This window comes from Pseudomonas petrae, from assembly GCF_021728295.1.
Classification (GTDB): Bacteria; Pseudomonadota; Gammaproteobacteria; order Pseudomonadales; family Pseudomonadaceae; genus Aquipseudomonas; species Aquipseudomonas petrae.
This window is the reverse complement of sequence record NZ_JAKJXE010000004.1, coordinates 79,701-99,692: the sequence shown is the minus strand read 5'-3', so window position 1 is coordinate 99,692 and position 19,992 is coordinate 79,701. Positions and strand designations below refer to the sequence as shown.

Here is a 19,992-nt window from a genome sequence, read left to right as displayed (position 1 = left end):
TTCTCGCATTAGGAATTTTCCGATCCATGGGCAAATCGCTGGTCATTGTGGAATCCCCGGCTAAGGCCAAGACCATCAACAAGTACCTGGGCAACCAGTACGTGGTGAAGTCGAGTATCGGCCATATCCGAGACCTGCCCACCAGCGGTTCGGCTAGCGCCTCCAAAGAGCCTGCTGCCAAGCGCGGCAAGACCGCGGCCGAAGCGCCTGCGCTGTCGCCCAAGGAAAAGGCCAAGCGCCAGCTTGTGGCGCGCATGGGTGTCGATCCGGATCACGGCTGGAAGGCCAGGTACGAAATCCTTCCCGGCAAAGAGAAGGTGATCGACGAGTTGCGCCGCCTGGCCAAAGACGCCGACACCATCTATCTCGCGACGGACTTGGACCGCGAAGGGGAAGCCATTGCCTGGCACCTGCGCGAAGCCATCGGTGGCGACGATTCGCGCTACAAGCGTGTGGTCTTCAACGAGATCACCAAGAAAGCCATCCAGGAAGCCTTCTCCAAACCGGGCGAGCTCGACATTGACCGCGTGAACGCCCAGCAGGCACGCCGGTTCCTCGACCGCGTCGTTGGCTACATGGTGTCGCCGCTGCTGTGGCAGAAGATCGCCCGCGGTCTGTCGGCCGGCCGTGTGCAATCCGTTGCCGTGAAGCTGGTGGTGGAGCGCGAGCGTGAAATCCGCGCGTTCAACCCGGAAGAGTACTGGGAGATCCACGCGGACCTCGGCACCGCCAAAGGCGCCAACGTACGCTTTGAAGTCGCCCGCGAAAAAGGCGAGGCCTTCAAGCCGCTGAACGAAGCGACCGCCATGGCGGCGCTGGAAAAACTCAAGGCCTCGGCCTACAGCATCAGCAAGCGTGAAGACAAACCGACCAGCAGCAAGCCTTCGGCACCTTTCATCACTTCCACGCTGCAACAGGCCGCGAGTAACCGCCTGGGCTACGGCGTGAAGAAAACCATGATGATGGCCCAGCGTCTGTACGAAGCCGGTTACATCACCTACATGCGTACGGACTCGACCAACCTGTCGGCTGACGCAGTGGCCATGGCCCGCACCTACATCGAAACCGAGTTCGGCAAGAAGTACCTGCCGGAATCGCCGATCGTCTACAGCAGCAAGGAAGGCGCGCAAGAGGCTCACGAAGCGATTCGTCCCTCCGACGTCAACACACACCCTAGCAAGCTGACCGGCATGGAGCGTGACGCCGAGCGTCTGTATGAGCTGATCTGGCGCCAGTTCGTGGCCTGCCAGATGCCGCCTGCACAATACCTGTCGACCACCGTCAGCGTCGCGGCTGGCGATTTCGAGCTGCGCGCCAAGGGCCGCATCCTGAAGTTCGACGGCTACACCCGCGTGCTGCCACAAATGAGCAAGCCGGGCGATGACGACGTACTGCCGGACATGGCCCAGGGCGACAAGCTGAAGCTGATCAAGATCGATCCAAGCCAGCATTTCACCAAGCCGCCTGCGCGTTATTCGGAAGCGAGCCTGGTCAAGGAAATGGAAAAACGCGGCATCGGTCGTCCATCGACGTATGCGGCGATCATTTCGACGATTCAGGACCGTGGCTACGTGGCCCTGCACAACCGTCGTTTCTATTCGGAAAAGATGGGCGATATCGTCACCGAGCGCCTGTCCGAAAGCTTCTCGAACCTTATGGACTACGGCTTCACCGCCGGCATGGAAGAGAACCTCGACGACGTGGCCCAAGGTCAGCGCGACTGGAAGAGCGTCCTCGACGAGTTCTACGGCGACTTCAAGAAGAAACTCGAAGTGGCCGAAGCGCCCGACAGTGGCATGCGCGCCAACCAGCCGGTGATGACCGACATCCCGTGCAAGGTCTGCGGCCGCCCGATGCAGATTCGTACCGCGTCCACCGGCGTATTCCTAGGCTGCTCGGGCTACAGCCTGCCGCCGAAAGAGCGCTGCAAGGCCACGGTCAACCTCACGCCGGGCGACGAAATTGCCGACGACGATGAGGGCGAGTCCGAATCGCGTGTATTGCGTGGCAAGCATCGCTGCCCCATCTGCAGCACCGCGATGGATGCGTACCTGCTGGATGAGAAGCACAAGCTGCACATCTGCGGCAACAACCCGGATTGCTCGGGTTACGAGATCGAAGAGGGCACGTACCGCATCAAGGGCTATGAAGGCCCGAGCGTCGAGTGCGACAAGTGCGGCGGCGAAATGCAGCTCAAGACCGGCCGTTTCGGCAAGTTCTTCGGCTGCACCAACTGCAAGAACACCCGCAAACTGCTGAAGAGCGGTGAAGCGGCGCCGCCGAAGATGGACCCGGTGAAGATGCCGGAGCTCAAGTGCGAGAAGGTCGACGACACCTACATCCTGCGCGATGGTGCTTCGGGGTTGTTCCTGGCGGCCAGCCAGTTCCCGAAAAACCGCGAAACCCGTGCACCGCTGGTGATGGAGATTGCGCCGCACAAGGACGAGATCGATCCGAAGTATCACTTCCTGTGTGACGCACCGAAGAAGGACCCCGACGGTCGTCCGGCGGTGATCCGCTACAGCCGCAAGTCCAAGGAGCAATACGTGCAGACCGAAGTGGATGGCAAGCCTACCGGCTGGCGTGCGTTCTACGACGGCGGCAAGTGGAAGGTCGAGGACAAGCGCTAATCGTTTGAGCTCGATCCGACTGGTCAGCCCCGCCGCTTTGCGTTAAAAGAATCCCTCGGCGTGCTCGTGCGCTCCGAGGGATTTTTTTGTCTGCGGCTAACCCGCTGCGGGCAGGCTGGCGATTCACTCATCTCTACAGAGGCCACCGTTATGGCTCACGAACTCTATACCCGCACCAACCAGAAGCTCTTCTTCGCAGGCCTGGCACTGGAAGCGATGGCCAAGGCCAGCGAGAGCCGCGCGATGAACGCCCAGGGGCTTGAGCAGGCGGAGCGTGAGTCGGCGATCTTTCATCTTTACGGCGCCTTGCTCGGGCTGTGTCACGAGATTGCCGGATTCTACCGACTGCCACAGGCCCGCACCCCGCGTGCCGAGGACCTGCTGTCGCCAAAGGTACTGGAAGCTATCGCCATTCCGGAAATGGGTGAATTGGTGGAACTCGCTCAGCACCGCGAAACCTGGCTGGCACAGCTGCTGGCGTCCTACCACGCGTTGTTCATGCCGCCGAGCGCGCCGCGCAAACCCAAGGGTGACGTCACTCAGCCACTGATCATCGCAGTGGGATCGGACGAAGAGCCTGAGCAGGCATTGACGCGCGAGGAGATGGAAAGCTGGCGTCAGCAGCTCAAAAGCCTGGCAATCCGGTTCAGAGAAGGTCTGAGCGAGTGCTGATCCGGAATGATCGATGGACTAGGGACTGAGTCATCTGGCTGTTACAATGCCGGCCTTTCGTGGAGAACTGCTCTGATGCCAACATCGTTTCTGGAAATTGTTGAACTGCCTGACGGCCGCATCGAACTGCGCCGCGCTGAAGATGAAGGATCGCTCGTCACCCTGAATTTTTCAGAAGACGCCAAGGCGTTCTTGCAGGGTCAGCACGTTGAGGTCGCCAAGGCGATGCTCAGCGTCGGTGTGCAGATGGCAGGCCGTCTGGCCGAAGGCGAATTGACCAAGGATGAAGACGGGCCGCGCGTGCTGCATTGATCCTCGGGATCTGCAGTTCGCTCACACGCCGTCCCGCTTCTCGATTCGCAAGAAGCGCCTACACGCTCCAAACACCCTGAATAGTTCTGCCGACGTGCTCAGCCCAGACGAATGTTGAGGCTCTGCGCGTCGCCGATACGTGCTGCGCTTGCCAGTTGCTGGCGCGCACTGCCTGAGATTGGATTGATCCAGCTGACCACCGTATGGCTGCGGCCCAGGCGCAAGACCTCACGGGTCAGCTCCAGCGCGCTTTGAGTCCCGCGCGGGTGCATCAGAATAATACGTTCCCGATTCAGACCCGCGTCACGCAGCCATGCCTGGGTCACACTGGCGGGCGGTGCGACCAGCGTCAGCCAGCGATCATTGGTGTCCTGACTCAACTCGCGCAGGATCGGCGCCAGCAAGTTGAGGCAGTTCCCGGCAGCGCCGCGCAAAGACAATTCACTAAAGACTTCTGGTTCGTTGCTCCAGGGCGACTCGGCCATCTCTGCCAGCGTCGGAACCTGCAATAGCGGAACGTCGAGCATTGGCACGCCGGGCGCCATGAATGCTTCGAACAGCGGCAGTTGTGCATGTTGTTGCGGTGTCTGTGGGAACTGCATCTACGTTCTCCTTATCGACGTATCACGCCGACGCTCAAGCCTTCAATGACAAGATCCTGATCTTTGAGATTCACTTCGATCGGTGCGAAATCGGCGTTCTCGGCCAGCAGCCAGACCTTGTTGCCCTCACGCTTGAAGCGTTTGACCGTGACCTCGTCACCGATTCGCGCCACAACGATCTGGCCGTTGCGTGCTTCGCGAGTGGTGTGGACGGCCAGCAGGTCGCCGTCGAGAATGCCGACGTCTTTCATGCTCATCCCGTGTACCCGCAGCAGGTAATCTGCACTCGGGTGAAAGAAGGCCGGGTTGATGGCGAGGGATTCTTCGATGTGCTGCTGGGCCAGGATCGGCGCGCCCGCTGCTACGCGGCCAATGATCGGCAGGCCGTTGTCATCGGGTTTGGCTTCGAAGCCGGGGATACGAATGCCGCGGGAGGCGCCCGGGGTCATTTCGATGGCGCCTTTGCGGGCGAGTGCTTTCAGGTGTTCTTCGGCGGCGTTGGGCGATTTGAAGCCCAGCTCCTGAGCGATTTCAGCGCGCGTCGGCGGGTAGCCGTTGTCTTCCAGGCAGCGCTTGATGAAGTCCAGAATCTCGGCTTGGCGTGACGTCAGTTTGATCATGTGCATCGCTCTGGCTTTTTATACAGTGACTGGGATTATATACAGTGCTTGGGTCTTGGCAATGGTCCTTTTCGCCATGCCTGCAGTCAGCCCCTTCCACGAATGGCTACAGGCCGCGGTTTGTATGGTTAAATGCCCGTGACCGCATGGACAGAAAGCGGACGCTCAGGGTTGACAGTGCTGTGTATGAAACGTATGTTTCAAACACGTGTTTGTCAGGCGTTGAACCATGGCTCAGTCGGAAACAGTTGAACGAATTCTCGATGCAGCGGAGCAGCTATTTGCCGAGAAGGGTTTTGCCGAAACCTCGTTGCGGCTGATCACCAGCAAGGCGTCAGTCAATCTGGCAGCGGTGAACTACCACTTCGGTTCAAAGAAGGCCCTTATCCAGGCGGTATTCTCCCGCTTCCTCGGGCCTTTTTGCGTCAGTCTCGACCGCGAGCTGGAACGCCGCCAGGCCAAGCCTGAAAACAAACCCACCCTTGAAGAGCTGCTCGAAATCCTCGTCGAACAGGCATTGGTCGTTCAGCCGCGCAGCGGTAATGACCTGTCCATCTTCATGCGCCTGCTGGGCCTGGCGTTCAGCCAGAGCCAGGGCCACCTGCGGCGTTATCTCGAGGACATGTACGGGAAGGTGTTCCGCCGTTACATGCTGCTGGTCAACGAAGCGGCCCCGCGCATTCCCCCCATCGAACTGTTCTGGCGGGTCCACTTCATGTTGGGCGCTGCGGCCTTCAGCATGTCCGGCATCAAGGCACTGCGTGCCATCGCGGAGACCGATTTCGGCGTCAACACGTCCATCGAGCAGGTCATGCGCCTGATGGTGCCGTTCCTGGCGGCCGGCATGCGTGCCGAAACGGGCGTCACCGACAACGCCATGCTCACCGCACAACTTCGCCCCCGGACCAAAACCTCGGCACCGGTGCCTGCCAAGGTCTGACGCGCGCCACCGGCCGGCGGTGGCGTAATTTGCATCACATCCTTCGATCCCTCACCATGCCGGCCTGAGCATTGGTTGTTGAAGGATCTTCCTATGAGTTCTGGCCTGCAAGGCTCCCTGATGGTGGACGTCGCCGGTACCTGGCTGACCTCCGAAGACCGTCAGTTTCTGCGTCAGCCCGAAGTGGGCGGCCTGATCATTTTCGCGCGCAACATCGAGAGCCCACGGCAAGTTCGTGAGCTCTGCGCGTCCATTCGCGCCATTCGTCCCGAGTTGCTGCTCGCTGTCGATCAAGAGGGCGGCCGGGTCCAGCGCCTGCGCCAGGGTTTTGTGCGGTTGCCGCCGATGCGCGCCATTGCCGGGCATCCGAGTGCAGAAACCCTCGCCGAGCATTGCGGCTGGCTGATGGCAACCGAAGTGCTGGCGGTAGGGCTGGACCTCAGCTTTGCGCCGGTGCTTGATCTGGACTATCAACGCAGTGCGGTCGTCGGTACCCGTTCGTTCGAAGGCGACCCCGAGCGGGCGGCGGTACTGGCGGGCGCTTTTATCCGGGGCATGAACGCAGCGGGCATGGCCGCCACAGGCAAGCATTTTCCCGGGCATGGCTGGGCCGAGGCTGACTCTCATGTGGCTATCCCCAATGACGAGCGCAGTCTGGAAACGATCCGCGCCAACGACCTGGTGCCCTTTCAGCGCTTGAGCAAACACCTGGCAGCGGTCATGCCTGCCCACGTGATCTATCCCCGGGTCGATCCGCAGCCGGCGGGCTTTTCCCGCCGCTGGCTGCAGGACATCCTGCGCGGCGAGCTGGGATTTGAGGGCGTGATCTTCAGCGATGACCTGTCGATGGCCGGCGCCCATGTGGTGGGTGACGCCGCCAGCCGCATCGAGGCGGCGCTCACGGCCGGTTGCGATATGGGATTGGTCTGTAACGACCGCGCTGCGGCTGAGCTGGCGTTGAGCGCGGCGCAGCGCTTGAAGGTTTCGCCTCCTGCGGCGCGACTTCACAGAATGCGTGGACAGGGCATGGCGTCCACCGAGTACCGGCAGCATCCCCGCTGGCTGGCGGCGCTGACCGCCCTGCGCGCTGCTCAATTGATCGAATAAGGATTCCCCATGACTGTTTACGCGATTATCGGCGGCACCGGCCTGACTCAGCTTGAAGGGCTGACGATCCGTCAGTCCCTGTCAGTGAATACGCCATACGGCGCGCCGTCCGGCGATATCCATCTCGGCGACTACGCCGGCCGCGAGGTGATGTTTCTGGCCCGTCACGGGCACCCGCACCGCTTTCCGCCGCACAAGGTCAACTACCGCGCCAACATCTGGGCGCTGAAGCAGGCCGGGGCCGAAGCGATTCTGGCGGTCAACGCCGTCGGCGGGATTCATCCTGACATGGGCACCGGCCATTTCTGCGTGCCCCATGATCTGGTGGATTACACCAGCGGCCGCGAGCACACGTTCTTTGCCGATGACCTGGAGCACGTGACCCACATCGATTTCACCTTTCCCTACAGCGCGCCATTGCGGGCTCGACTGATCGCAGCGCTGGCGTCCGAAGGCTGCGCCCACAGCGACTTCGGCGTGTACGCCTGCACCCAGGGCCCGCGTCTGGAATCCGTGGCCGAGATTGTGCGGCTGGAGCGTGACGGCTGCGACATCGTCGGCATGACCGGCATGCCGGAAGCGGCCCTGGCGCGTGAGCTTGAACTGGAATACGCCTGCCTGGCGCTGGTGGTGAATCCGGCCGCCGGCAAGTCGGCGGCGGTCATCACGATGGCAGAAATCGAGCAGGCTCTGCACGACGGAATCGGCAAGGTCAAGGCAACACTGGCTAGGGTGCTCAGCGCTGCTTGAGCCAGGAAATCGTTACGCTGGCGGGGGTTTTTTTTAAACGCTGGCTAGGCCGGAGAGGGCAACAAAGTCAACGCCATTTCGTTGAAAAAGTTGTCCACGGAAAGCGTGAATATCTCTGTGGATAAGTTTCTGTAAGCCTGTATTTGCAAGGCCTTAGCTGCAATGGTCGTTTAATGATCAGGTTTGCCAATGGCGCCGATGCAGCGTGTTAATCGTCAGAATTCTCTGCCGATAAGGCTTGGAAGGGGCGAGGTAAATCGAGGGAGGCATCAGGCGTCGGGATGCCAGGCAGCGCGTCAATAATGACGCGCTGCCAAGGCAAATTTCCGTGGGTAAACTCATGTGGGCCAGCGAAAAGGTCAGCAGATGAGCAAGCCCTGATCGGCTGATCAGGACTCGGCCCACTCAACGTCGGTCAAACCCAGTTGCTCGGCTTTTGGCTTGGTCACCTTGGGGACTCGATCCGAACGGTATTTGGGAATCTGCCCAAACCCCGCATCCACCGAAGCCCAGTGCCAGGCAGATGCGTTGTCCATGGCTTCAGCGCTGATGTAGAAGCTTTTGTAGCTGCCGTGCAGCAGATAATCGATTCTGAAATGCTTGTACTGTGCCACGCTTGCAAACCTCCCTATCAGTCACTCTCTTTGTAACTGAGTCGTCACTGCCAGGAAAATTCACTCGAAGTTAGCTTTCTAAGCCAAATGGTTAGCTTTAGTACAGAACGGTGAGCAAACGGTCGCCCACCCTTACGAATGAGTGGCTGACCCCGGTTTTGAGCGGTTTCAGCGGCGGCATGGGGGCATGAAGCACTGTCCGATGCGGCAGCAACAACGTTTTAGGTCGCCCTGCCGCGCCGTTTTTTACACCCAAATGGTCACTTGTTCAGGAATTTGAACACAGTGGTCTGGGTGTAGGCCTTGCCTGGGTCCAAGCGCGTGGATGGGAAGGCTGGCTGGTTAGGCGAGTCCGGGTAGTGCTGGGTTTCCAGCGTGAACGCGCCCCAATGCGGGTAGATCTTGCCGCCCTTGCCTTTGACGGTGCCGTCGAGGAAGTTGCCCGTGTACAGCTGAACGCCAGGCTCGGTGGTAAACAACTGCAAACGGCGACCCGACTTCGGATCGACCACGTCCGCTGCCAGATTCGACAGCTTGCCCTTGGTCTCGAGCACCCAGTTGTGGTCGTAGCCGCCCTGGGTCGGTTCAGCAAACTTGAGCTGCGCGTTGTCTTCACGGATGCGCTTGCCGAAGGCGACTGGCTTGAGGAAGTCAAACGGTGTGCCGGCCACTGGCGGCAGCTCGCCGGTCGGGATCAGCGTCTCGTTGACCGGCGTGTAATGCGCAGCATGCACCACCGCCACCTGATCAAGGATGTCGCCGTTACCCGCGCCCGCCAGGTTGAAGTAGCTGTGATTGGTGAGGTTGAGGACGGTCGGTTTGTCCGTTGTCGCGTGGTACTGGATGCGCAGCTCGTTCTTGTCGTTCAGGCTGTAGGTGACTTCGGTTTTCAGCGTACCGGGAAAACCCATCTCGCCATCGACCGAGACGTACGTCAGCTTGACCCCGACCGAGCCTTTGTCCTTGACCTCTTCAGCCTTCCAGATCTGCTTGTCGAAGCCTTTCGGGCCGCCATGCAGTGAGTTGGTCTTGTCGTTCAGCGGTACCTGATAGCTCTTGCCATCCAGGGCGAACTTGCCGCCCGCCAGGCGATTGCCGAAGCGGCCAATGGTGGCGCCGAAAAACGCGGTGCCTTTGACGTAGCCGTCCACATCATCGAAGCCCAGGACCACGTCCTCAGCCTTGCCGTGCTTGTCCGGCACCAGTAGCGACTGCAGTGTGCCGCCGTAGGTGATGACGGTGGCTTGCATGCCCTGGCTGTTGCGCAGGGTGTATTTCTCGACGGGAGTGCCATCGGCGAGTTTGCCGAAAGCGCCGTGTTCGGTGGACAGTCCGGCGGCGTGCACTTGCAGGGCGGCGGCCATCAGCGACAGGCCTATGGCAGGTATAAGCGTCTTTCTCATTGCTTCGATCCTTTTGTTTTTATGGGCATGTTTTTATGGGCATGTAGTTGTGAGCATCTTGCTACGGGCGGTGTCACGGGTGTTGCCCGAAGGCAGCACCCTTGTTGCTCGAGCGCTGCGGCCCGTCGCGACGGCGCCAAGGCGCGGCATTCAGTGATTGGTCATACTATTTGAGCCTGTTGGCCCTGATATTTCGAGTTATAGATCAAAATCACTCGCTTTAAAAATAAATTGTAATACTATTTGGCGAAAGGCAGTGTCCGTCCTGACGCGGGAAGGTCTAGCCCAGGATTGCCCGTCTGTACAGGCGTTTGACTCCTAATCATATGATCATTAGCCTCAATTTACGGAACACACCGCAAATAGGGGCGGATCAATGAGCAGCAGTTTTCACGCGTCGACGGTAGACCGCCTGGGAGCCTGGATTGCTCAAGGCAGCGTGATGCCGGGGCAGTCGCTGAAGGTTGAAGCGGCGTTGGGTGAAGAATTCGGGGTCAGCCGGACGGTGATTCGCGAGGCCATCAAGACATTGGTGGCGAAGGGGTTGCTGGAAGTCGGGCCCAAGGTAGGCACGCGGGTATTGCCGGTGCGCAGCTGGAATCTGTTTGACCCACAAGTGGTGGGGTGGCTGGCGGCAAAAGGTCTGCCGGAAAGTTTTGTGCTGGACCTGCTGGATTTAAGGCGCGCCATTGAACCGATGGCCGTGCGTTGGGCGTGTGAAAGGGCGACACCGGAACAGATTGCCGGGATTCAGGCGGCTTACGTTCGGCTGGCGGCCAGCGTCGCCGACCTCGGTGATTACAACGCGGCGGACCAACGCTTCCATGAAGCGGTGCTCGCGGCGAGTCATAACCAGTTCATTGAGCAGATGCTGCCGGCACTGGGCGCGTTGCTGGCGATCTCGTTCGAAGTGTCGTCTGCGGTGCCCGGAGAGCTGGGCAGGACGTTGCCGTTGCACAAGGATCTGGCGGACGCCATCGCCAACCGGGATTCGGCGCGGGGTGTCTGGGCCTGCATGAGCCTGATTGAAAACGCCGGTGAAGTGATTGCTCGTTCTCGGGAACAACCGTTGTCGCGCAACTCATGACCGGCCGAGTTTGACGTTTGACAGGTGAGCTTTTTGAGTGGCTCACGGACCTACAATAATAAGCAGGAAATTTTCCATGAAATGGCTGCCGGTCTGCGACCAGCGTTTCAAATTGGCCGAAGGGCCGTTCTGGGACCATGCTCACCAGGCGTTGTACTGGGTCGACATCGCCGGCTTTCGCGCGTTGCGCCTGCACGCAGGCAAGCTGTCCCACTGGCAGTTCAGCGAGCCGGTTTCCGCCTTCATACTCACCACGCAAAGCGACGCACTGGTCACCCTCGCCAGCGGCGTCCATCGTCTCGACCTCGATTCCCCGTCCGATCAGCCTGCTGTCTCTTTGCTGTGTGCCGCCGACCCCGTAGCGGGCAACCGTGCCAACGAAGCCCGTTGCGACCGGCTGGGTCGGCTGTGGGTGGGGACGATGCAGAACAACCTGGACGAGCAGGGCGGTGACTTGCCGATCCAGCGCCGATCCGGTGGGCTTTACAGTGTCGACGGCGATGGCTCAGTCGCGTCTTTGCTGAACGGACAGGGCATCGTCAACACCTTGGTCTGGCCGGACAACGGTTCAGCCGTGCTGACCGCCGACACCCTGGACGGCGTGATCTATCGTTACCCGATCAATGATGATCACTCCCTCGGCGAGCGCGAGGTGTGGGCCCAGGAGCATTCCCGCGGCGCACCCGATGGCTCGGCGATGGACGAAGACGGTTTTGTCTGGAACGCCCGCTGGGGTGGGGGCTGCCTGATCCGGTTCGCCCCCGATGGCAGCGTTGACCGAATCGTCGAACTGCCGGTCAGTCACCCGACCAGTTGCGTGTTCGGTGGGCCCGAAATGACTACTTTATTTGTCACCAGCGCGCGGCCGGCGGAGGGTGCGCTGGAGCTGGATGGGTCTGTGATTCAGCTGGAAATCGGCGTTAAGGGCATGACCTCGCACCGCTTCGCGGGGTGACGCAAACGCCCTGCCGATGATGTGTGACACTCGGTTACATAGGCGTCATTGATAATATGATATGACTGTTTTCAGTCGGATGGACTGCGCTGTTTCAAGCTGCATACCGCCCCGACACTCACTGCTGAACGCTGTAGCTAGTCAATAAAAATAAGGAGTTAGCTATGTTGAGTCGCCACGGGATTCGTTCCCTGTGCTGTGCTGCTGTTGCCACTGCCATTCTGGGCATGAGCGCCGGTGTATCCGCCGCTGACGCCGAAAAGGTCAAAATCGGTTTTCTGGTCAAGCAGGCTGAAGAGCCCTGGTTCCAGACCGAATGGCAGTTTGCCGAAAAGGCCGGGAAAGACCACGGTTTCGAAGTCATCAAAATTGCTGTTCCCGACGGTGAAAAAACCCTTTCTGCCATCGACAGCCTTGCCGCCAACGGCGCCAAAGGGTTTGTCATCTGCCCGCCTGATGTTTCCCTCGGCCCGTCCATCGTCGCCAAAGCCAAGGCAAACGGTTTGAAAGTCATGGCCGTCGACGACCGTTTCGTCGATGCCAAAGGCAAGTTCATGGAAGACGTACCGTACCTGGGCATGGCGGCGTTCGAAGTCGGCCAGAAACAGGGCGCGGCCATGGCCGACGAGGCGAAGAATCGCAACTGGGACTGGAAAGAAACCTACGCGATCATCAACACCTACAACGAGCTGGACACCGGCAAGAAGCGCACCGACGGTTCGGTGGATGCGTTGAAGAAAGCCGGCTTGCCTGAAGACCATATCCTCTTCGCGCCGCAGAAGACCCTCGACGTGCCTGGCAGCATGGACTCCACAGGTGCGGCCCTGCCCAAGCTGCCAAGCGGGGCGAAAAACCTCATCGTTGGCGGCATGAACGACAACACCGTTCTGGGCGGCGTGCGTGCCACAGCGGGCGCTGGCTTCGCGCCGGCCAACGTGATCGGCATCGGCATCAACGGTACTGACGCCATCGACGAGCTGAAGAAGAAGGAAAGCGGCTTCTTCGGTTCGATGCTGCCCAGCCCTGACAAAGAGGGCTACAACACCGCCCTGCAGATGTACGAGTGGGTCACCACCGGCAAAGAGCCTGCGAAATACACCGCGATGGACGACGTGACGCTGATCACCCGCGCCAACTTCAAGGACGTGCTGACCAAGATCGGTCTGTACAAGTAACCGCGGCAGTCGAGTCGGGACGCCTGGCACTCAGGCGGATATCTGCAAGGCCCCGCTCCACCCGGCAAGGGTGGGGCGAGGTGGAGGTGATTCATGCAACAGGCATCAGTTCAGCAACAGGTTCAGCAAGGCGGCAGCCTGCGCTTCAACGGGATCGGCAAAACCTTCCCCGGTGTGAAGGCGCTGTCGGACATCAGTTTCGAAGCTCGGCCAGGCAGCGTTCACGCGCTGATGGGCGAGAATGGCGCGGGTAAATCGACGCTGCTGAAGATTCTCGGCGGCTCGTACCAGCCCAACAGCGGCGATCTGCAGGTCGGCGATCAGCATCTGGCGTTCAAATCCACGGCCGACAGTATCGCGGCCGGCGTGGCGGTGATTCACCAGGAACTGCACCTGGTCCCGGACATGTCGGTGGCGGAAAACCTGCTGCTCGGTCACATGCCCAATCGCTGGGGCATGATCAACCGTCGTGCCATGGTCCGCCGCGCGCGGGAGCTGCTCAAAGGCCTGGCCGACGAGATCGACCCGAACACGCGCCTGGGTGATCTCTCCCTGGGGCAGCGGCAACTGGTGGAAATCGCCAAGGCCATGTCGCGCAATGCCCACGTTATCGCCTTCGACGAACCCACCAGCAGCCTGTCGGCGCGGGAGATCGATCGGCTGATGGCGATCATCACCCGGCTGCGTGACGAAGGCCGGGTCATTCTCTACGTTTCCCACCGCATGGAAGAAATCTTCCGCGTCTGTGACGCCGTGACCGTGTTCAAGGACGGCCGCTTTGTGCGCACCTTCGAGGACATGGCCGATCTGGACCATGATCGTCTTGTCACCTGCATGGTCGGGCGCGACATTCAGGACATCTACAACTATCGGCCGCGTCAGCATCAGGGGCCGAGCCTGCGAGTGACCGGCCTGATGGGCCCGGGCTTGCAGGAGCCCGTCAGTTTTGCGGTGGAGAAGGGCGAAATCCTCGGCTTCTTCGGCCTGGTCGGCGCCGGTCGGACCGAGATGTTTCGCATGCTGTCGGGGCTGACGCGCAGTCAGGCCGGGACCTTGCAGCTGGAAGGCAAGCCGCTGAACCTGCGTTCACCGCGGGACGCCATCGACGCCGGTATTCTGCTGTGCCCGGAAGACCGCAAGAAAGAAGGCATCGTGCCGCTCTCCAGTGTTGCCGAGAACATCAACATTGGTGCGCGGCCTCGGCACGTCAGCCTGGGTTGCCTGATTCAGGGACGCTGGGAGCGTGACAACGCCAGGCACCAGATCAAATCGATGAACGTCAAGACGCCTTCGCCTGAGCAGCAAATGCTGTTTCTGTCGGGCGGCAATCAGCAGAAGGCGATTCTGGGCCGCTGGCTATCGATGCCGATGAAAGTGCTGCTGCTTGACGAGCCCACCCGTGGGATCGACATCGGCGCGAAATCCGAGATCTACCAGATCATCCATAACCTCGCAGCTGATGGCATTGCGGTCATCGTGGTGTCCAGCGACCTGATGGAGGTGATGGGGATTTCCGATCGCATTCTGGTCATGAGTGAAGGCGCCATCACCGGCGAACTGTCCCGCGAAGAAGCCAACGAGCAGCGTCTGCTGCAACTGGCATTGCCGCGTACCCGCGGCTGAACCCGGCAAAGAACTTGGTGATGAAAAACTGGCTATGAAAAATAAGAACGAGGTGCGTATGTCTACCGAATCCAGCCTGACGGCTCCCCGCCAAGGCACGAACCTGCGTCGATTCGTCGACGACTGGGCCATGCTGATGGCCGCCCTGGGCATTTTCGTGCTTTGTGCGCTGCTGATCGACAACTTCATGTCGCCACTGAACATGCGCGGCCTGGGCCTGGCGATTTCCACGGTCGGCATCGCCGCCTGCACCATGCTCTACTGCCTGGCGTCCGGGCATTTCGACCTGTCGGTCGGTTCGGTACTGGCCTGCTCAGGCGTCATTGCCGGGATCGTGATTCGCGACACCGACAGCGTGTTTCTGGGCGTATCGGCGGCGCTGGCCATGGGCTTGCTGGTCGGGCTGATCAACGGCATCGTCATCGCCAAGCTGCGCATCAACGCGCTGATCACCACGCTGGCGACCATGCAGATTGTGCGGGGTCTGGCCTACATCTTCTCCAACGGTAAAGCGGTGGGCGTTGGCGACGAGGCCTTCTTCGTGTTCGGTAACGGTCAGCTGTTCGGCGTGCCGGTGCCGATTCTGATCACTGTCGTCTGCTTTATATTCTTCGGCTGGCTGCTGAACTACACCACCTACGGCCGCAACACGCTGGCCATCGGCGGCAACCAGGAAGCGGCGTTGTTGGCAGGTGTCCACGTCGACAGGACCAAGATCATCATCTTCGCCGTGCACGGCTTGATTGGTGCGCTGGCCGGCGTGGTGCTGGCCTCGCGCATGACCTCGGGTCAGCCAATGATCGGACAGGGCTTCGAGCTGACGGTGATTTCCGCGTGCGTATTGGGCGGGGTGTCCCTGAGCGGCGGCATCGGCATGATTCGCCATGTCATCGCCGGGGTATTGATTCTGGCGATCATCGAGAACGCCATGAACCTGAAGAACATCGACACCTTCTACCAGTACGTGATCCGCGGCACGATCCTGCTGCTGGCGGTGATCATCGACCGGTTGAAGCGTCGCTGATTCCGGCGGTTAAAAGATGCGGTGCGCGGGGAGAGCCTTGCCCCGCGCATTGCTGTTCAGACTTCTGGCATCAAGAGGCGACTTCACCCCAGCTTCGAGGACTCGAAGATCAGGTGCATGGCGGCCTGAGCAAGTGACTGCGCTTGCAGTCGAACGCTTTCCAGCTGGACTTTCTCTTCAGCGGACCGGGTGTCGTGGCAACGTACGTCAATGAGCTGGGTGAGATCGCGCGACGCGTCGATCAGACCGTAAAGGTTGCGATACAGTTGATGGGTGACTTTCGTCAGATGGGGTTTTGCGGCTGCGTTGCTGCCAGGCTCAACCAGCGGCGCAAGACACGTTCCCTCGCCCGACGACCGGCTGCCACTCAAGACGTAATTAAGGTCCACGCCGGCTTCTGCGATGCGCAGCAGATACTGGGCCTTTGGCGACCGAGTGCCGTTTTCGTAATTTCCCTGTGCATTGGTCTCGACGCCCCCGATTGCGCCCAGTGCACTCTGCGACAGCTTCAGACGGTTGCGTTCCTGCCTGAGCCTCTGGCCAACGCCGTTCATGTTTAACTCCTTTTGACAGTCCCTGACATTAAGCAGTTGTTGTGATTCATGAGAGTCGACTCGAGTCGTCACGGGCAGATCAACGCAAATGGGTGCAGGCTTCGACGTTAAAGCCACTCGACAGGCCGCAAACATTACCTCCATCTGGAGCGTTTGTGGATCCGAATTCACTGGGGTGTAGGATTTTTCTCAAACGACGGTATGAATTCAATCCAGTCGGATGCTTTACCGTTCGATTCGCGGGGATTTTGAATAGGCAGTGCCTGCATGCAGGCAGAAGGGGGACCGTCAACCGGGCACTGGAAGTGCCCGGTTGGATGTATTCAGGAGGGGCAGCGGGCGTCGGATTGACGCGCCCATTGTGTGGCGGTGCGGGCGATTGTATCGGCCAGCGTCGAGACAGCCTTCTGGTGCGCGACCACCAGACCTTCCATGCCGATGCCGGCCGGTTGGCGAATGACGCTGCTACAGGTGACGGTCTGCCGCTTGGCACTGGACCCGGCGCCGCTGCCGCGCAGGCTCAGGTTCCAGACCACGTCGATCAGCGCGTATTGATCCAGCACCGATTCAAAGCGACGTACGTCGGTGCGCACCGACAGCACCGGCTGGTCACTTTGTTTGGGCAAACCCGCGAGGTCCCGGGAGCCGAAGCGCCGCTCCAGCTGTCCGGTCAGTGCGTCATGGAACTCATCGCCCAATGGCGCGCCCCATCGCTCATTTTCCAGGATCGCCAGGCTGCCGTCGCCCTGGCGGATGACCAGCGGCGGCTGATCGACCTGCACCGGCATGAGCACCGCCTGCATTTCAAACTGGAACGGCGCCTGACTCACATTTGCCGGCGCCGGAGTGGCCGGCGCGATCAGCGTGTAATAGTGGGTCGGCGTGGAGGCGCAGGCCGTCACACCAAGAACACAGGCCAGGGCGAGGAGAGAGTTACGCAAGGTCGATTCACGCAAGGTCATTGAGCAGGCTCCGGAGCGATTTCGCGGGAAGAGGATGGTCCTTTGTACGAGCCTGGCGCCGCATCACCGGAACGGCCGCGAATCAGCGATTCCGGGTGACGGCTGAGGAAGTCGGTCAACACGCGCACCGAGCGCGCCGTGCGCTGGACTTCTTCCATGGCCTGACCCAGTTGCTGACGCGCCGGGGAGTCATCCGACAGCGCTTCGTTGGCCGTGCCCAGGGTTTTCTGCGCTTGCTGCAACGCGCCGCGCATCTGAGGCAGCACGTCGCTGTTGACCTGCTTCATGGTTTTCTGAAGTTCGATCAGGCTGCCGTTGAGGTTCTTCGCCAGGTCGTCGAGGGGGATTTTGCCGAGCTTGTCGACGAACGCCTGCAACTGCTCCTGCAATTTGTCGAAGCTGCCGGGCACCGTTGGGATCTCCAGCGGCCGTGCCTTGGCGTTGTAGGCAATCTTCGCCGCCTTCGGATCGAAATCCATCGCGACGTAGAGCTGGCCGGTCAGCAGATTGCCCGTGCGCACTTGCGCCCGCAGCCCGCGCTCGACGAACTGGCCCAGGATCCGTGAGGTCTGCTCTTCGTCATCGCCACCGCCCGCTTGCTCTTTAAGCTTGTCATTCGCCGCACCCAGCCGCTGCGGATAAATAACTGCGCCAACAATGCCGGGAAACGTCCCCGTCGCCGGGTCGTAGTCAAGGTCCACGGACACCACGCGGCCCACATTGACGCCGAGGAAGTCCACCGGCGCATTGACCACCAGGCCGCGCAGCGATTGGTTGAAGCGCATGCGGATATATTTGGGCTCGCCATCGGGCGGCGCCAATGCAGTGGCCTGATCTTCGAACAGCTTGAATTCGGCGTTGCCGTCGGCCGGCTTGGCGTCCGGGCTGTATTTGGGTTCGCGGAACGCGATGCCGCCGGAGAGGATCGAGGCCATGGACTGGGTGGACACCCGCAGGCCCGACGCGCCGAGGGTGACGTCGACGCCGCTGGCGTTCCAGAAGCGTGAATCGGTGAGCACGTACTGATCGTTTGGCGCGCCGACGAAAATCTCGACGTCCACGCCCTTGCCGTCCTTCGCCAGTTCGTAGGCAACGACCTGGCCCACCTGGATGCGGCGGAAATACACCGGCGAGCCGATGTCCAGCGAGCCGAGGTCGTCGGTGTGCAGAATGAAGCGCTTGCCTTTCTCGCCGAAGGTCACGGCAGGCGGGGTTTCCAGGCCGGTGAAGTCTTTTTTGGTTTCTTCCGAACTGCCGGCATCGGCGCCGATGAAAGCACCCGACAACAGGGTGTCGACGCCGGTGACGCCGTGAGCACCGATGCGCGGACGCACCACCCAGTACTGCGTGTCGGCGCGGGTGAAGGGTGCGGCCGACTGATTCAGGTCGATGCTCGCCAGCACGTGGGTGCGGTCATCGCTGAGTTCGATGTCGGTGACCATGCCGATCACCACGTTCTTGTACTTGACCTGGGTTTTCTTGGCTTCCAGACCCTCGGCCGTGAGGAAGCTGACCACCACTTTGGGGCCGACGTTGAGGAAGTCATGAACCACCATCGACAGGCCGATCAGGGCCGCGACGATCGGCACCAGCCAGACCAGCGAAACGCGCACCTTGCGGGCCTTGACCTGCGGTCGAGTCGGCGGGGAGGGGGGTAGGGTGTTATCGGACATCTTCAACCTCTGCGTCCCAGATTAGCCGGGGATCGAACGTCATGGCGGCAAGCATGGTCATCACCACCACCAAACCAAAAAACAGAATGCCAAGGCGCGGCTCGATGGTGCTGAGCCCGCGAAACTGCACCAGCGCTGCCACCAGTGCGACCACCAGCACGTCAAGCATGGACCAGTAGCCGATCAATTCGATGAAACGAAACAGCCGCGAACGTTCGCGCATCGCCCAGGTGCTGCGGCGCTGGCATGTCACCAGCAGCAGGCCCAGTACCAGGAACTTGATGCAGGGCACGACCACGCTGGCGATGAAAATCAAGATGGCGATGTCCCACGACCCGCCTTCGGCGAACTCGATGACCCCACTCATGATGGTGTTCTCGCTGCTGCTGCCGAGCATCGTCGTGTACATCACCGGCAACAGGTTGGCCGGGATGTAGAAGATCAGCCCCGCAATCAGAAACGCCCAGGTGCGCGTCAGGCTGTTGGGCTTGCGCCGATGCACCGGCGAATCGCAGCGCGGGCATTCGTGGGCGTCGTCCGGGCAGACGTAACTGCAGACGTGGCACAGGGTGACTTTGTACTCGCGGGCGCAGGGAATGCCGTTCATTCAGGTCCGACTCCCAGTTCGTCCCACAGGCGGCGGATGTCCTTGCCGGCAATCAGCACGATCAGCACCATCAACATGGCCATGGCCCAAAGGCCTACGCCCGCATGCACATCCAGCATGCCCGCCAGTTTGACGATGGCCACCAGAATCCCCAGCAGGCACACCTCCAGCATGCTCCAGGGTCGCAGGTGTTCGAGGGTGCGCATGCACATTTTGAAACCGGGGGCGATCTCGCCGCGATGGGCGTGGGCCAGCACCCAGAACAGCAAGGCGATCTGCAGCGCCGGCGCAAGAATGATGGCCAGCCCGGCGACCAGGGCGATCAAGGTAATCTGCCCTTGGGCCAACGCTTGAACCGAACCCCACAGCGTTACTTCGTTGTGCAGGCCCTGCATGCTGATGCTGATGACCGGGAATACGTTGGCGAAGATGAACAGAACGCAGGCGGCGATGCTCAAGGCGAGCAATTGTTCGATGCTCAGCCGGTGACTGCGACGCAGGATCGCGGCGCAGCGCAGGCAATAGGCAGCCGCGCCTTTGTTCAGGGGCATGGCCTCATAGACCGAGTCGCAATGCTCACAGATGATCCACTGATCAGCGCGCGTCTGCGTCTCAGCGATCGCTGGAACGGGCGGCTGCTCGGATGCATGAGCCTGGCGGTGAGAAATGTCAGTCATCGGCG

20 protein-coding genes are annotated in these 19,992 nt (G+C 60.7%); 11 read left to right on the top strand and 9 right to left on the bottom strand.

The features are described 5' to 3' along the window. Positions 1-26: 26 nt before the first annotated feature. The 3 genes from topA (at position 27) to L4G42_RS08185 (ending at position 3,614) form a co-directional block, all read left to right on the top strand. Positions 27-2,630, top strand: a complete 2,604-nt coding sequence (topA, locus tag L4G42_RS08195) for a type I DNA topoisomerase (protein ID WP_237259940.1) — start codon at positions 27-29, stop codon at positions 2,628-2,630. Between the two features lie 150 nt (positions 2,631-2,780). After that, the gene (locus L4G42_RS08190; RefSeq protein WP_237259941.1) at positions 2,781-3,302 is read left to right on the top strand and encodes a DUF6586 family protein; all 522 of its coding nucleotides are present in this window, start codon (positions 2,781-2,783) and stop codon (positions 3,300-3,302) included. Positions 3,303-3,377: 75 nt separating this feature from the next. Continuing rightward, entirely contained in the window at positions 3,378-3,614 is a 237-nt protein-coding gene (locus tag L4G42_RS08185; protein ID WP_065988573.1) for a hypothetical protein, read from the top strand. A 98-nt stretch (positions 3,615-3,712) separates the two neighbouring features. Here L4G42_RS08185 and sulA read toward each other — a convergent pair whose 3' ends face one another. Both sulA and lexA read right to left on the bottom strand, forming a co-directional pair. After that, on the bottom strand, positions 3,713-4,216 hold the full coding sequence (sulA, locus tag L4G42_RS08180; RefSeq protein ID WP_237251295.1) for an SOS-induced cell division inhibitor SulA: 504 nt from the start codon (positions 4,214-4,216) through the stop codon (positions 3,713-3,715). Positions 4,217-4,227: 11 nt separating this feature from the next. Beyond that, complete coding sequence (gene lexA / locus L4G42_RS08175) at positions 4,228-4,836, bottom strand: transcriptional repressor LexA (RefSeq protein ID WP_237251294.1); 609 nt, start codon at positions 4,834-4,836, stop codon at positions 4,228-4,230. A gap of 229 nt (positions 4,837-5,065) precedes the next feature. Between lexA and L4G42_RS08170 the strand changes: the two genes are divergently transcribed. From L4G42_RS08170 to L4G42_RS08160, 3 genes are all read left to right on the top strand, one after another. Next, positions 5,066-5,776: a TetR/AcrR family transcriptional regulator gene (locus L4G42_RS08170; protein ID WP_237251293.1), complete on the top strand. Its 711-nt coding sequence runs from the start codon at positions 5,066-5,068 to the stop codon at positions 5,774-5,776. Between the two features lie 105 nt (positions 5,777-5,881). Next, positions 5,882-6,883 (top strand): beta-N-acetylhexosaminidase, encoded by a 1,002-nt coding sequence (gene nagZ, locus L4G42_RS08165; protein ID WP_237251480.1) that lies wholly within the window; start codon positions 5,882-5,884, stop codon positions 6,881-6,883. Between the two features lie 9 nt (positions 6,884-6,892). Further along, entirely contained in the window at positions 6,893-7,633 is a 741-nt protein-coding gene (locus L4G42_RS08160) for an S-methyl-5'-thioinosine phosphorylase (RefSeq protein WP_237251292.1), read from the top strand. A 389-nt stretch (positions 7,634-8,022) separates the two neighbouring features. Here L4G42_RS08160 and L4G42_RS08155 read toward each other — a convergent pair whose 3' ends face one another. Both L4G42_RS08155 and L4G42_RS08150 read right to left on the bottom strand, forming a co-directional pair. Continuing rightward, complete coding sequence (locus L4G42_RS08155) at positions 8,023-8,247, bottom strand: DUF6555 family protein (protein ID WP_037011182.1); 225 nt, start codon at positions 8,245-8,247, stop codon at positions 8,023-8,025. 260 nt (positions 8,248-8,507) lie between these two features. Next, positions 8,508-9,650, bottom strand: a complete 1,143-nt coding sequence (locus L4G42_RS08150; RefSeq protein ID WP_237251291.1) for an aldose epimerase family protein — start codon at positions 9,648-9,650, stop codon at positions 8,508-8,510. Positions 9,651-10,026: 376 nt separating this feature from the next. Here L4G42_RS08150 and L4G42_RS08145 point away from each other — a divergent pair, with 376 nt between their 5' ends. The 5 genes from L4G42_RS08145 (at position 10,027) to araH (ending at position 15,514) form a co-directional block, all read left to right on the top strand. Then, the gene (locus L4G42_RS08145) at positions 10,027-10,737 is read left to right on the top strand and encodes a FadR/GntR family transcriptional regulator (RefSeq protein ID WP_237251290.1); all 711 of its coding nucleotides are present in this window, start codon (positions 10,027-10,029) and stop codon (positions 10,735-10,737) included. A gap of 76 nt (positions 10,738-10,813) precedes the next feature. After that, positions 10,814-11,692, top strand: a complete 879-nt coding sequence (locus L4G42_RS08140) for an SMP-30/gluconolactonase/LRE family protein (protein WP_237259942.1) — start codon at positions 10,814-10,816, stop codon at positions 11,690-11,692. 164 nt (positions 11,693-11,856) lie between these two features. Beyond that, on the top strand, positions 11,857-12,867 hold the full coding sequence (locus L4G42_RS08135; protein ID WP_237251288.1) for a substrate-binding domain-containing protein: 1,011 nt from the start codon (positions 11,857-11,859) through the stop codon (positions 12,865-12,867). Positions 12,868-12,960: 93 nt separating this feature from the next. Continuing rightward, positions 12,961-14,490: an L-arabinose ABC transporter ATP-binding protein AraG gene (gene araG / locus L4G42_RS08130; protein WP_237251287.1), complete on the top strand. Its 1,530-nt coding sequence runs from the start codon at positions 12,961-12,963 to the stop codon at positions 14,488-14,490. 58 nt (positions 14,491-14,548) lie between these two features. Next, positions 14,549-15,514, top strand: coding sequence for an L-arabinose ABC transporter permease AraH (araH, locus tag L4G42_RS08125; protein ID WP_237251286.1), 966 nt, complete (start codon positions 14,549-14,551; stop codon positions 15,512-15,514). Positions 15,515-15,597: 83 nt separating this feature from the next. On the opposite strand, the gene L4G42_RS08120 is transcribed toward araH, so the two are convergent. The 5 genes from L4G42_RS08120 to L4G42_RS08100 form a co-directional block, all read right to left on the bottom strand. Continuing rightward, complete coding sequence (locus L4G42_RS08120) at positions 15,598-16,068, bottom strand: helix-turn-helix domain-containing protein (protein ID WP_237251285.1); 471 nt, start codon at positions 16,066-16,068, stop codon at positions 15,598-15,600. A gap of 323 nt (positions 16,069-16,391) precedes the next feature. After that, the gene (locus tag L4G42_RS08115) at positions 16,392-17,030 is read right to left on the bottom strand and encodes a PqiC family protein (protein ID WP_237251284.1); all 639 of its coding nucleotides are present in this window, start codon (positions 17,028-17,030) and stop codon (positions 16,392-16,394) included. After that, positions 17,027-18,703: a PqiB family protein gene (locus tag L4G42_RS08110; RefSeq protein WP_237251283.1), complete on the bottom strand. Its 1,677-nt coding sequence runs from the start codon at positions 18,701-18,703 to the stop codon at positions 17,027-17,029. Before L4G42_RS08110 ends, L4G42_RS08115 begins: the two co-directional genes overlap by 4 nt. Then, positions 18,693-19,310, bottom strand: coding sequence for a paraquat-inducible protein A (locus tag L4G42_RS08105; protein WP_237251282.1), 618 nt, complete (start codon positions 19,308-19,310; stop codon positions 18,693-18,695). The genes L4G42_RS08110 and L4G42_RS08105 overlap by 11 nt, the downstream gene beginning before the upstream one ends. Further along, on the bottom strand, positions 19,307-19,861 hold the full coding sequence (locus L4G42_RS08100; RefSeq protein ID WP_237259955.1) for a paraquat-inducible protein A: 555 nt from the start codon (positions 19,859-19,861) through the stop codon (positions 19,307-19,309). Before L4G42_RS08100 ends, L4G42_RS08105 begins: the two co-directional genes overlap by 4 nt. Positions 19,862-19,992: the final 131 nt, after the last annotated feature.